The organism is Chromatiaceae bacterium (assembly GCA_016714645.1).
GTDB lineage: Bacteria > Pseudomonadota > Gammaproteobacteria > Chromatiales > Chromatiaceae > M0108.
Window position 1 is genome coordinate 97,041 of sequence record JADKCI010000004.1, and the last position, 13,829, is coordinate 110,869.

Annotated in this window: 9 protein-coding genes and 2 pseudogenes; 6 read left to right on the forward strand and 5 right to left on the reverse strand. The window is 58.1% G+C overall.

The genetic code is table 11. The features are described from left to right. Positions 1-10: 10 nt before the first annotated feature. Positions 11-2,736: pseudogene (locus tag IPN92_12265) on the reverse strand (HAD-IC family P-type ATPase). 64 nt (positions 2,737-2,800) lie between these two features. Continuing rightward, positions 2,801-3,004 (reverse strand): hypothetical protein, encoded by a 204-nt coding sequence (locus IPN92_12270; GenBank protein ID MBK8638998.1) that lies wholly within the window; start codon positions 3,002-3,004, stop codon positions 2,801-2,803. On the opposite strand from IPN92_12270, the pseudogene IPN92_12275 reads away from it, so the two are divergent. Together IPN92_12275 and IPN92_12280 are read left to right on the forward strand one after the other, a co-directional pair. Next, a pseudogene (locus IPN92_12275) lies at positions 2,988-3,131 on the forward strand (IS3 family transposase). The gene IPN92_12270 and the pseudogene IPN92_12275 overlap by 17 nt on opposite strands. A gap of 352 nt (positions 3,132-3,483) precedes the next feature. Continuing rightward, a complete protein-coding gene (locus IPN92_12280) occupies positions 3,484-5,073 on the forward strand; it encodes a glycosyltransferase family 2 protein (GenBank protein ID MBK8638999.1) in 1,590 nt (529 codons plus the stop codon). A gap of 9 nt (positions 5,074-5,082) precedes the next feature. On the opposite strand, the gene IPN92_12285 is transcribed toward IPN92_12280, so the two are convergent. From IPN92_12285 to IPN92_12295, 3 genes are all read right to left on the reverse strand, one after another. Further along, positions 5,083-6,393, reverse strand: coding sequence for a glycosyltransferase family 4 protein (locus IPN92_12285; GenBank protein MBK8639000.1), 1,311 nt, complete (start codon positions 6,391-6,393; stop codon positions 5,083-5,085). Between the two features lie 30 nt (positions 6,394-6,423). Then, positions 6,424-7,140 carry a sulfotransferase gene (locus IPN92_12290; protein MBK8639001.1) on the reverse strand — a complete coding sequence of 239 codons (717 nt, stop codon included), beginning with the start codon at positions 7,138-7,140 and terminating at the stop codon, positions 6,424-6,426. Positions 7,141-7,239: 99 nt separating this feature from the next. Next, positions 7,240-8,160, reverse strand: a complete 921-nt coding sequence (locus IPN92_12295; GenBank protein ID MBK8639002.1) for a hypothetical protein — start codon at positions 8,158-8,160, stop codon at positions 7,240-7,242. Between the two features lie 939 nt (positions 8,161-9,099). On the opposite strand from IPN92_12295, the gene IPN92_12300 reads away from it, so the two are divergent. The 4 genes from IPN92_12300 (at position 9,100) to IPN92_12315 (ending at position 13,748) form a co-directional block, all read left to right on the forward strand. Continuing rightward, the gene (locus IPN92_12300) at positions 9,100-10,191 is read left to right on the forward strand and encodes a DUF4935 domain-containing protein (protein MBK8639003.1); all 1,092 of its coding nucleotides are present in this window, start codon (positions 9,100-9,102) and stop codon (positions 10,189-10,191) included. A 126-nt stretch (positions 10,192-10,317) separates the two neighbouring features. Further along, a complete protein-coding gene (locus IPN92_12305) occupies positions 10,318-11,958 on the forward strand; it encodes a hypothetical protein (protein ID MBK8639004.1) in 1,641 nt (546 codons plus the stop codon). A 131-nt stretch (positions 11,959-12,089) separates the two neighbouring features. Beyond that, a complete protein-coding gene (locus IPN92_12310; protein MBK8639005.1) occupies positions 12,090-12,467 on the forward strand; it encodes a DUF2513 domain-containing protein in 378 nt (125 codons plus the stop codon). Between the two features lie 741 nt (positions 12,468-13,208). Further along, positions 13,209-13,748, forward strand: coding sequence for a paraquat-inducible protein A (locus tag IPN92_12315; GenBank protein MBK8639006.1), 540 nt, complete (start codon positions 13,209-13,211; stop codon positions 13,746-13,748). Positions 13,749-13,829: the final 81 nt, after the last annotated feature.

The window sequence follows — 13,829 nt, forward strand, 5'->3', positions numbered from 1 at the left end:
GTTGGCAGCACTAGACTTGGGCTTGAGGGGCTAGCCGCGACTTACGGATTGCCTTATCCATTTCTATGGTGATGATGACCGGGAAGAATGACATGAGGATCAAAGGCCACCAATCGCTGGGGAAAGGCGCCAGGCGGAAGGCGGCCGCCAATGCCGGGACATAAGTCACCAAGCCATGGAGCAGGATGGCGAGCCCGATTCCGCCCAGTAGCCAAGGATTGCCGAAGGGGTTCAAGGTAAAAGCGGAATCGTAAATGGACCGGGCGGAAATAACGTAGCTGACCTGGGTGATCAGGATGACCCAAAAGGCGGCCGTCTGCGCCTGAGTCAGCAGCTTGGCGTCCACGACCACCCCGTCCACCACGGCGGAGGCGCCGAAGTGGAAATAGATCAGGAAACACGGCACCGCAATCATCAGGCCCATGATCACCACCCGCTGCAGAAACAGGGAATCAATGATGCGCACCTGGGGGTCACGCGGGGGGCGCGCCAGCAGGCCGCGTTCCTTGGGTTCCATCATCAGCGGCAGGGTGAGGAGGACCGAGTCGATGAGATTGATCCAGAGGATCTGCACCGGCTCAAGGACAAAACGCGCCGCGAACACCGGCACCAGGGCCGCCAGCAGGATGGCGCCCATGATCAGCAGGGCCTGGGCGGCGTTGGTCGGCAGGGTATAGAGGATCGCTTTCCGCAGATTGGTCCAGGCATGGCGGCCTTCCTCCACGGCGTTGACGATGGTGGCGAAATTGTCGTCCGCCAGCACCATGTCCGCCGCCTCCCGCGCTACCTCGGTGCCCGCGATACCCATGGCGATGCCAATGTCTGCCTGCCTGAGGGCCGGGGCGTCGTTGACGCCGTCGCCGGTCATGGCGACGACATGGCCATTGGCCTGAAAGGCCTCGGCGATGAGCTTTTTATGCTCCGGGGCTACCCGTGCGAAGACGGCAACCTCTTCCACCGCCAGGCGTAGGGTCGCCAAATCCATGTTCGCCAGTTCCACCCCGGTCAGCACCCGTCCCGCCCGGATGCCAAGTTGCGCGGCAACCGCTTGTGCCGTGTCAGGGTGATCGCCGGTGACCATGACCGTACGGATGCCTGCCCCCTGACACTTGGCCACCGCGGCGATGGCCGCGGGTTTTGGCGGATCGATCATGCCCTGCAAACCCACCAGTGTCAGGTCACATAGGTCCTGGTGGCAAAGATCCCGATGGTCCCCACTGACTTCCTTGCAGGCGAAGCCCAGGGTGCGCAGGGCCTGACGGGCAAAGCCTCTCACCGCGGCGTGATAGGCCGCTGGATCCAGCCCTTGCGTCTGACCTGCCCGGTCAAGTTGCGTGGTGCACATCGCCAATACGGCCTCGGGGGCGCCCTTCACGAAGATGAAGCGTCCCCCCGCCATCTCAACCAGCACGGCCATGTACTGGGTGCTCGAGTCGAAGGGAATTTCTTCAAGGCGATGCAACCCCTCGCGGGTAATTCCGGCTTTCGCGGCGCTCACCAGCAGGGCAAGCTCGGTGGGGTCACCCACCCCGCCACCCGCATCGCTCAGGTGGGCGTTGTTGCAGGCAACACCAATCTCCAACAAACGTCGCAAGGCCGGCTGGTCCCCGGGGTCAAGCTGGGCACCCTGCAGGGAGAAATGGCCCGTCACGTCATAGCCAACCCCCGCGACTCCCAGGCTTTGTGAACCGGCATAGACCTGGGTCACCGTCATGCGATTCTCGGTGAGGGTACCGGTCTTGTCCGAGCAGATCACCGAGGTGGCCCCCAGGGTCTCCGCCGCCGGCAACTTGCGGATCAGGGCCTTGCGCTTGGCCATGAGGGTCCCCGACACCGCCAGAATGGCGGTGATCAAGGCCGGCAGCATCTCCGGAATCGCCGCCACCACCAGCGACACCGCGCCGAGGAAGCTGTAGCCCAAATCGTAGCCCAGGTAGATGCCGAGGCCGAAATTGAAGGCGCCGACGACGAGAATGGCCTTGATGAGGGTATGAACAAACTCACTCGTCTTGCGCTGCAGGGGGGTTTGACCGGGATCGGCACGCTTGACCATGGCGGCGATCTGGCCGAAAACGGTGTTGGCACCCGTCGCCACCACGATCCCCGGGCGGTTCCTTGGGTCAGAAAGGTCCCCGAAAAGCCCATGTTGCGCTGATCGCCCGGCACCAGGTTCTCGCCGGCGATCGCCTGTACTGACTTTGGCACCGGCACGGATTCGCCGGTGAGGGACGATTCATCGACCGAGAGACTACTGACCTCGATGAAGCGCAGGTCAGCGGGAATCTTGTCCCCGCCCTCGAGCACCAGCAGGTCGCCAGGCACCAACTCACGCGAGTGCAGCCGCCGCACCTCCCCGTCGCGAACCACCAGGCACTCGGGTACCATCATGCCGCGCAAAGCATCCAGAGCCCCTTCGGCCTTGCCCTCCTGGACGAATCCCAGCAGGGCGTTAAGCACCACCACGGCCAGAATCACCAGGGTATCGGGCAGCATGTGGCTGCCCAAGGCCGTCAGTAGGGCGGTGATGGCGGCGGTGACGAGCAGGATGATCACCATGGCATCTTGAAACTGGCCCAGGAAACGCACCCAGGCCGGTGTTTTCCTGAAGACCAGTTCATTCCATCCGTGCTGGGCTCGGCGGTTAGCAACCTCGGCCGCGGATAGGCCCTGAGTCCGGTCGCTTGCCAACGCTGCCAGAACCTCGTCCACGCTCTGTCGATACCATGCCGTGCTCATGTCACTCTCCTCTTCGGTCAGTGTGCCGCGGGTAAAAGGTGCGTACCGCGGCGCGGAATCAGACTCAGACCTCGTCAGGCCCAACTTCATCCGCCGTGAGGTGCGCGCCTTGCTGACGCCATCCCCCAGCCCCTATCTCGTCCGTATCGAGCCGTTCCGCATCCCTGACAACGCCGCTCTTCAGTCGCAGGACCGGCCGCAGCATGTAACCCAACCCATAATCATTGTAGATCTCAAGCCGGCCGAGGGTGCTGGGTCTGGCCGGCATGGCGCCTGGGCCTGCGACCAGCACGGCACCTCCGCAGCACCAGCTTTACCCCTACCTGCTGCGTGGGGTAGCGGTGACCCGCCCCAACCAGGTCTGGAGCACCGACATCACCGACATCCGCCTGGCCCCCCCTTGTCCACACTCATTCACCCTTTGCCCACACTGCGCCGCACGGGCGCCGGTGCTGGCTGACGACGCCTGGGGATAGTGGTCGAGTGCCGCGGTTTTGTACCCACGATGGACGCTCAAGCAGCGACGAGAGCGAAAATCAATACCGAAAAAAATGCATGAGTTTTCATGGCAGTCAAGACCGAATTCGGGAGGTTTAAGTTATGAAAAATGCCGTACGCCAACAACTACAGCCGGTGTCCCTTGTGGGTACGAACGCCTCCGCTTGGCCCTTGACTGGCTAGGTGGACGGGGGCAAACTGCTACGCAGGCGGTTGGATTTCCTATCTTTCTCCCTCCCTGTGAGCTGCTTGACGCTGACCGATATGGATACATCCCGTTCACTTGGCGACATGCGCAAGCAGGCAGCCGAACTCTGCCGTAACGGCGAGTGGGAGGCCGCGCTCATGCTCCATGAGGTATTGCGCCAGGAAAACCCCGACAGTTTTGCCTCTGCATTGCCGCATGCGAGGCTTCTGAGTGAAATCGGCCGCTCACGGCAGGCGATAGAAAGGCTGGAGCCCGTTGCCGCCAGGGATCCGGACCCGCAGCGTTCCCTGTCGCTGATCGCGGCATGGCGGAAAGCACTCAATATCCACTCCGGCCAGGATCTGGCAGCGGTCACGCCCGAAAATCCGACGCCCGGACCCTTGCCGGGACAGGCGGCGTCCGCACCGCCACCGAACCGGCAGGGCGATCTGGTCCGGGAGGGCCGCCTGGATGAGGTCGTTGCGCTCCGGGCGGAGCACATGCGGGCCAATCCCGGACGGGTTAAGGCACGTCTGGTCTGGATCGAGGGTCTGATCATGGCCGGTCGATTCGAGGAGGCCGAACGCGCCGTTACTGATCTTTCCGGAATTCTCGATCTGCACCCGGAAGCAGCCGTTCAGCGCGCCTGGCTGGAGGCGCGTCACGACCGATACGATGCCGCACGCCGTATTGTGAGAACCGCGCTCGATGAGCGCGGTCACCGCGCCCTGCATTGGCCTGTATCGCGGATAGACTGGCTGAAAACGGCCCGTCATCCGTCATCGTCGACTCTTGCGCTCTTTACCACGGTTCACAACGAAAAGCTGCGCCTGCCGTGGTTTCTCCGTTACTACCGGGAACTGGGCATACGCCATTTCGTGATCGTGGACAACGACTCCACCGACGGCAGCCGCGAATGGCTGATGGATCAGGCGGATGTCACCCTCTACTGGACGCCCGACAACTTTAGAAACGCCATGTGCGGCATGCGCTGGATCAATCTCCTGGCGGAGCGTCACCTGCCGGGAGGCTGGTGCCTGTATGTCGATGCAGACGAGCAACTGGTCTACCCCGGTGTCGAACACCGCGGACTGCCCGATCTGGTCACCTGGCTCGAGGCCCAGGGCCATGAGGCGATGCGGGCGCACATGATCGACATGGCCGCCAATCCATTGGCGGACGGTGCCCTTCTTGCGCCCGGCCAGGATCCCGTCGAACGATGCCCGTATTTCGAGCCCCACTATCGCTTCATCCCGAAATCGGGAGCACCCTACGAACGTGTTACCGGCGGCCTTCGGGATGTGCTCCGGGATATTCAAGTTATGCAGGCCCTTCCGATGGTTAAAACGCCGCTCGTGCGCATACCCTCCGGCGTGCGTTTTCTGTCGAGCAGCCACGACATCCTGCCCGCCCGCGTGGCAGACGTGACCGGCGGCCTGCTACATTTCAAATTTGCGGGGGACTATTTTGAGCGTTATTTCACGAAAGGCCGCCATGCTGCGCGCCGCGGCGAGGCCGCGCGCGTGCAATGGATCAAGGAATCGCTACAGGCCGAAGGGGGATTGTCGCTGCCCGTATCCGCACTGCGATACCGAGACAGCACACAACTCGTTACCCTCGGCATCCTCCGGCCGGGGGGCTGGGCCGGATGATGTTGGCGCTCATTGCGCCAAAACCTGCCGGTAAGCCGACTGGAGTCTTTCCAGGTGGCGTTCGGGTGAAAACCATTGCGCACGGACCAGACCCTTCTCAGCCAGGCTTTCATGCAGGGTGTCATCCTCCGCCAGTCGCTCCATGGCATGGGCGATCTCGTGGACATCCATCGGGTCGATCAGGTACGCGGCATCCGCCGCCACTTCGGGCAGGGAGCTGTTGTTCGACGTGATCACCGGCACCCCCATCTGCATCGCCTCCAGAACCGGCAGTCCGAAGCCTTCGTACATCGACGGAAAAACCAGCGCACGCGCCCCTTTCAGGAGGTACATCTGCTGCACACGGTGCAGATAATCGAGTTTTTGTATGTATCTCCTGGAGTTGCGATTGCTTTTCATGACCTCGATGCGGTGGCGTTCCTCTTTAAACAGCCAGCCATATTTTCCGGCCAGCACCAAAGGCAGTTCGATCTGTGCGATTGAATGCGCGTCCAGCAGGCGCATCACGTTTTTTTTCGGTTCTATCGCACCCAAAAACAGTAAATAGCCCCCGGGGCTGAGTCCGAAGTTGGTCTCCAGGAATCGCGCCAGGTAGTCGTGATCAACCTGGCGAACGGACTGGGGGATGTTGACGGACTGGTAGGTCACGTGGATGCGATCCTCGGGCAGCTCGAATAGCGCCAGCAAATCCCGCTTGCTGTGTTCCGAGACCACGAACACCCCATCGGCTCGATGCAGCGAGGCCTCCATGATCCGTCGGTAATGTTTGAGATTGATCTCGGTACTGTGTGGAAAGACGAGCGGAATCACGTCGTGGGCGGTGATGACGTTCGGCACGCCCTCCATGCGAACCGGAAGTGGGGAGGTCAGGTGAAACAACTCGATACCGGGGATGCGCTTGATCCGCAAAGGTCTTCCGGTAGTCGCCGCCAACGCCTGGGACGCCCGGTATACGGATGGCATATTGTAGATATCGGCAGTATTGGGAATCCCTTCGGGTATTCGCCGCTCGCTCGTGGTTGCCGTGGGCAGGATGCGTTTCGGGTCGTGCGGTAGCCGTAGCAAACCGGTCACGGCGTGCAGCCCGGCATGCAATGCCCACTGCCTCCAGTCTTCGACACCGGACTCGCCATTCACCCCGAGGGATTGCATGAAACGCTCCCAGCGCAGCTTAGGTTCCCTGCCGATACCGTTTAGACCATAAAGAACACTGACCTCGTGACCGCCGGCACCCAGGTTGCCGGCCAGTTCACGGGCATAGGTGGATAATCCCGTGCCCTGTTTCAGTCCAAGCGCAAATCCATCGATTCCAATTTTCATAAGGAGGCGGCCACGGCGCGCGCGTTAGAGTTATCGATTAGTGTCACGTCCGAGCACTCTGCGGTGATAAAAGGAACGAATTTTTGCTATTAAATATTCGATGGGTGTCGGGTGGTGGTAATCGCCATCGCGATTAATGAACCCTAATAGTCGTTCGCGGTCGGGGCGTAGTGGGTTCAGTATGGCGATGAGCTGGTCGACGAACGCCTGCGGATTGGCATGAATCACCTCCAAATGAAACTCATGGAGATCCGGAACGGGGGACTCCGAAGAGAGGGAGTCCTGAAACTGACGCACCCTGCGGGTGTGTTCATGGGCCACCTCCAGGAGGCGATCCCCGACGGCCGACCAGTCACGTCGATCATGCCGTGCCGAGGACTGCGCAATCCGGAGGGGATCCCGATAGATGAACAGATAGCAGGGCTCGACGAGCAGATGACGCACCTGCTCAATGTAGTAGATATTGTTAGGTAGCTTCCAGCCCCAATAGGGATATTTTCGATTCCGCCGCCGAATGACCGGGGCCAGTGTCTCAAGGGCCTGGTCGGCCTGCTTCGGCGGAATTTTGAAATCGCAGTCCTCGTATTGGTAATAATTTCCCAGGTTACCCATATAGACGCCCGCAGCGTGGAGTGCCCCGGCAACAAGGCTGGTCCCGCCCCGCGGACAGCCGAGGACGACGAAGGTGCGTCGGGTTTGAGTGCTTCGACCGCCAATCATCCCCAGGAGGCAATTCAGGAAATTCATGACACCCGATCCATCACTTCCCGACATGATCTCGACCGCTTTGTGGCTGTGTTTGGCGAACGCCGCCTTTCCAGAAGGGTATGAATGAACCGGCCGTGATTAACAACGACCTCCACCAAGGGTGTCGAGCCATTTGTTTCTCACTCGGCGGCGTCGATCCGGATGTCCAGCGCGCCGGCAGGTCGGCATCCAGGGATGGAAACTTCCCCGCAGCCGGGTCCAGTGCTTACCTGAATCACCGATCATGCGAGCGGTTTCGATAAGGGCAATATCCAGCGGGTCGAAATCCGCCCGCATATACAATTCGATTTGCCGTCCAAAGCGTTGGGTCAGATGGAGCGTCTCGTTGATGGTCAGTTCGTCCCGATGGCGACGCGGCACACCCCGGTTGTACTGCGTGAAGGCGTTTGCCTTCACGCCGTCCACAATGGCCGGCAGATCGAGTCCGGCGAGGTCTTTCGCGCCGATTTGCTCCGCCACGCGCCTGAGGAAGGAGTCGCTGCGGAATGCCACCTCTTCGAAGTGGGAGGCCATGATCCCGGGCACGTCGAGCCATTGTTCAAAGGCCTGCAGGTCCTTCTCATAACCCTTGGTAGCCCTCACCCAGCCATCTATCTCTGAAAATGCGCTACGTCCTTGCTGCCTGGCCTGCCAACCGGCATCCAGCAGCGACAGGATGGCGTCCCGCGGGTCCCGGAAGATGGCCTGTCCCAACAACCGCCCCTCCGCAGCCAGTTCACGAAAAATATCCGTCGGTGGGGCATGCGTCTTGAGCACGATAATCCGTCCGGGCGATACCTCCTCCTCAAGCCGCCGCAACGTCTCCCTGTCGAAGTCCCTGCGCACGAAATTTACAGAATGAATGGCCGCAATCACCCTGTTGCTCAATCGGTCATTAGGATGCCCCACGGCCTGCAGCAACGCACGCGTCAACTCGTACGCCAGGGTGCTGCCGGATTTTTTCATGCCGAAGCTGATATAGATCATGGGTCCTTGTTCAGGTTGGCAGTTGATATACACGGGCGCACTCTCGTTCGTTTGGCGATCTCATGGATCGATTGCGGGGATGTCTCCGAGTCGTGCAGCACGACGTCGACAGGCAGACCGCCGAAGTCGGGTTCGACTCGCGCGGCAAACCGCACGGCGTCGGAAACGCGATCCGGCAACGCCCTATTCACCTTAACATACAGGTCGATCTCAACATATAGGTCGATGTCGCCGCCTCTCTGGCTGTCGTCTGCGCGCGAGCCGGAGCGCCACCAGGGTGCTGCGGGGCCGAACGTCTCGTCCGCCGTCGTTCGGAGCGCGTTCACTTGTTGTTTCGCTTACCGAAGTCCATGCCTTGGCTGTGTTGTGGGTAATGCACGCGGCCGTGGCCGGGGAAGAAAATCCAGTTGCGCGGCTCAGGCCCGATGCTGGAGCAGGCCCACCTAGCGGGCGGGCATCCGCAGCGCGGTGCGCCAAGCAGGTCGATGTCCTCGCCGCTCAGGCGGGCAAAGTCCTCCCGTTGCTGGCCCGGTTTTCGAGCGAAATGTCCAAACGAAGCCCTTTCAGCGGCTCTTGAATCTGCTGATGGGATGCGGTGGTCAGGGCGAGGAGCGCGGCGACCCACTCCTTATCCTTGTCAAATGCAGTGAACCACGGTTTAATCAGCCGGCACCACCGGAGGTGATTCGCGTCAAAACCCCGCTATCCAGACCGGACCCCCTCCTGGCACCTGAATCCCCGCATTCCCTGCCGGTATGACCCATTTTGAGGGCCTCATTCCGGCCGGGATTGCCGGAACTCAGTAACCAGGGTAGGTCGCCGGCCAGCTAGCACGGATCAGCCGAACATTAGCGCTAATGACCCTACCTGATGCGCGGTCGAATGATCTGGCTGGCCGGCTATCATCCTGGAGGGGGGGATAGGCGGGTCCATACAATTCATTGTTAGGCCTGCACGCGGAAATCTTGTGCTATGGAAATAGACGGTCTAAAAGCGCTGAACGTTTTCGTCGATTCATCAGTATTTATCGGCAAAAACTACCGATACGAGCACCCTTCGTTTGTTGCTCTCAAGGATGCTGTGTCGGCAGGGCGAGCCAATTTGCTGATTACGGATATAACCATAGAAGAAGTGAAGGCACATATAGATAATGATGTTAGCGAGTCTTCGCAAGCCCTTAAAAAAGTTCGTGGTGCGGCAAAGATCCTTAGAAACATCGCTACGCTAAGTGATTCCGCCATATTCAATGACATCGATAGCGCATCCGTCGGTGAGGAGCTTTATAAGCAGTTTGAACAGTTTTTGACAGATGCCGGTGCGGTCATTATTTCAGTGTCGGAGGCCGACACGCGGTTTGTCTTCGATTGCTACTTCAAGCGTTCTGCGCCATTTGGCGAAGGAAAAAAGAAGAGCGAGTTTCCTGACGCATTTGCATTATCGGCATTGAACGAATGGGCGGAATCAGAGCAGAAGGATGTATTCGTTGTAAGCCAAGATTCAGACATGAGTGGAATCGAAGTCGACTTTCCGCGTTTGTCCGCACTTGGCTCACTAGAAGAGTTCCTGGGCAAGGTTACTTCATACTTTGAGGAACTCGCTCCGCTAGCTCAACAGTTGTTGGAAGATAATTTTGGCCAAATTGCGGATATTCTTGAAGAACGATTTCAGTGGCTTGGCTTCGTTTTGGTAGATCAAGATGGCGATGTGAATGAAACTAGAGTCACCGAGGTCGGAGAGATTTCTGCTTACCTGATTTCGCTAACCCACGGCTCAAATGGCGAGCCAGCAGAAGCGCGATTTGAGTTGACTACAACCATCGCATACGAAGCGGACGTGTCATATGACAACCTAGAAACGGCAAGCTATGACAGCGAGGATAAGGTGTTGATCCCTTGGGAGACTGTCGAGCGAACAGTTGAAAGCTCTGAAATTGTTCAGGCGGACCTAAGATTTACGTTTAATACGACCGAGCCGCACAATCTAGAAATTGAAGAACTGGATTTGCACACGCCAAAGGACGTTTCGGTTTCTACGGAAGAAGATGATGGCTGGCCTTACAAGTAATTGGCCTAACACGGCACTGCACCTGACCGCTTTTCCGCTGCGCTCCAAAGCGGCAGGTGAGTTTGGTCGTTGGGCACCTCAAGAAACGTGTTTGCCATCCTTTTACCGTAAGAGGGCGAGATCCAGATGCTGACAATGGATGAGGCGCTGAAACTACTGCGCGACGGAGAGCAAAGGCAGTGGTTGATAGCTGACTGGGGCTGGCACATTAGCGGAAGCGGGAATGGGGACGTTTACATTGGCCTTGTTCGAGGAGGCACAGCCAACAACTGCCTTGATGACGCTAGTTGGACTGTCAGTAAGGGCGATGGGCTAACCGGATTCTCGATGTGGTGGGAGGACGGAGAAGAACGTACGGAATATTCTTACGATCCAGCATCGGGCGAATCTTGGCCTCTTGTTATTCATCGCGATTTTCATGGCTTAGAGCAGGATCAGTTCGATCTTCTTGAGGAGTTCCGCTTGTTCCACAACTTGTGGCACGACCGAAAAACAGATAACTATTTCAGGGTTCTAGAAGACGGAAATAAGCAGAAAGTTGTATTCCGCGATTCATCTGGCGCGATGCTTGTGGATACGGCGGCGATTCGGAAGTTTTGCGCAGCGAGGGGTTTGAAAATTCTTCTACAAGTTGATTCGGTTCAATTTTTTGATGAGCCTCAAGAAGAAAGCTCAGAAGAAATAACCGAATCTGCTCTTCGCGCGAGTCGGCACGTAACCAACGATTCGATTTCTGGAAAGCCCGCGTTTGGTCGGCTTCTCGGCAAGCGGCTGATAGAGGCGCTGCCAATTGAAAAGTGTGGTGTCTGGCCGTACGAGGATGAGAGCACTTATGAATCTATCATCATCGGAACTCTCGATGATGGATCAGATGCGGTTTTTACATCCGACCCTGATGAACTCGCAGATTATTTCGGCAAAAATGCGGATAACCCTCACTATCTCACCCCGGTTCATTTCCGCAAGGATGTACTGAAAAAGTACCTTGAAAAGCCCAGTCTCTATTCAGTCGAAGATGGATATCTACGTTGTGGGAGTATATGGGGCTTGCGTATGGATAACGACCATGATGATAAGGTGGTGGTGTTCCTGGGTGACCTTGGGCGTGACCTCCCAGAGTCGGAACAGCAGTACTGGCGCTCGTTCAATGTTCGACCTGATGGCGGACTAAGCGAAACTTGTTTCAATCGTTCCTTTTTAGCTCAGTTTGCCGATCCTACGAATCACGATCTCGCTATAAATTTTGAGCGTCGCAAGCTTCTGCAAAAATGGCATGAGGCTTTCGGGTTTGGGCTTTACGTTGATTTTCACAAAGATGATGCGGGTGTGCTTGCAGATTTGCGGGTGCCTATTTCAGATGAATGGACCGAGTTTGATCGCTGCACTATCGCGGCAACCAAGGTCTTTATCGACTACCTGAACGAATCGCAGCTCGCTAAATTGGCAGCTACAGAAATTGCAACGATGAAGGCAAACGATCCTGACAAGCCTGTTCGGGGAATTGATAAGTTACAGGCATGGTTCCGCCAAAATGGAGGTGCCAACCCTCCGGATGACTTGATAGCCTCGCTTCGCCTGTTGCAAGAACTTAGATCGAAATCGGCTGCTCACCGGAAGAGCAGCGCATTGACTGCAATGCTTACTGATCGAGGACTGGAGGATGAGTCTCCGCGAGAGGTCTATCGCCAGTTGATCTTGGAGCCAATGCTCGAGTATTGCCGGCGTCTTTCAGAATTTGCTGAAAACCATATTCAGGCCTCGGAGTAGCCGATGCCCAACAAATCGCTGCAGCTGACGTTTGACTCGCCGCTCGGTTTGGCTACGCCAAGCCCTCACGTCGAATCAAACGCAGCTGAGCTTAGGCGTTAGCCGCCACCCGACAAACACCGGAGTCATCGATGAAGCGCGACTGGGATACCGTCCGGGAACTACTCACCAAGATCGAAGAGTGCTCGCAGCCGGGCGAGATCACCCGCTTGTCCTCCTTTCCTGCTGAACGTGCCGCGGAGATTTCGTATCACATTGAGTTGCTGCTAGAAGCTGGTCTCGTCGACGGACAGATGTCAAAGTTAATCCATCGCGGACCGCACGACTTCATCGCTACTCGCCTCACTTGGAGTGGCCACGAGTTTCTGGACAGCATTCGGAGTGAGACTGTCTGGCAGAAGACCAAGAAGGTGTTTGCCACCAAAGGCATCGAAATGACAGTTGACCTTGTTAAGTCTGTAGCTACGGAGGCAGCCAGTGCGGTCCTCAAAGGGGCAATCGGCGGCTAACCGGTCCGTCAAGCGGACGTCCAAAAGCAGGCTTCGCTACCTTTCGGTCGCCGCTTACTTCCAATGTGCGCGCCGGGCATGGCGCGTTACTTCATCGGTGCAAGTCCTCTGGCCAGGTTTGCAGAGCCGGAGGCAAGGAGAAGGGCAAGGGCGTCGTCGCGAGGCGGGGTCGGAAGGAAGCCCCATCCGCAACGGCGGGGCGATGATCAACAACCGGCTAGGAAGCGTGATGCCCTCGGGATGAGCGGGCACCTGACCGGAACGTCCTCCCTCGGCGACGAGGTGTATGGTGTAACTCCGGCGTCCATGCCGCGAAGGTAACGGGTCTAACCCAGCGCCAGCCGGCGGCGGCTTGGCCGCCGGATGAACCCGTGGCTGGATCGCAGGAACCACCCGCGTCGCTTCCTCCCCGCGCCTGGCGGGCCCAAGTGCTCGACCGGGCAAAAACCACGACCAGCTCATGGCGCGGCTCAACACCCGCCAGTCGGCGCACGGGCCGTGGCATGGGTCGAAGACCCCGCCCCGGCCTTGGCGTTGCCCTTGCGCTACTTCGAGAACCTGGGCGTACCGCGCCTTGCCACCCGGTAAGCATTCAATTCATCGAACCGCTGGCTACGTGACCCGTTCGTCCGGTGGTGGGGGAGGGCGAGGCCGTGAGGCTTCTGCCTATCTCGATTAGGCCTCATTCGCTAAACTTGGCAAGGGCCGAACCGGCATGTGCACTGAAGACAGAAGATGGGGATGAACGTGAGTGATGCAAATTTGCCGGTTTCAAGTCAGTGGATCGGGGTTAGGGAGCACGGCTTTCTGTTGAATGCGTATAAAGCTACTTGCATCCTGTTTGGGCTAGGTTTGATTCTTCCGATGATGACCCTTACGAAATTCTTCGTTCTTAAGAACACGGTTTCCGTGTTATCCAGCATTTTTACGCTTCTTTCGTCAGGTAGTTGGTTCCTTTTTCTGGTGATATTCGGGTTTAGTGTAGTAATGCCTGTATTAAAGCTCCGGCTTATCTACGTTTTGATCAAGGCCAAGGGCCGGATCGATGTCAAGACTAAGCGCTGGTTGCATTTGATGCATGAATACGGCCGCTGGGGCATGCTGGATGTTTTCGTTGTTGCTATGGTCCTCGTTGCTGTCAAGCTAGGCGCACTGGCGAAAGTCGAAGTTCACGTAGGGCTATATTGTTTCGGCGTGTCAGTGCTACTGATGATGGCAATTGCCCATCGTTTGTCGAAGATCTATGAACCTATTGAGCACTCCACGCAGAACGGTGAGTGAGGCCCAACCAGTCGCTGCAGCCGACGTCGGCCTCCTCGCTTCGCTCCTCGGCCGCCGCGGCTGAGCTTCATTGATCCGCAG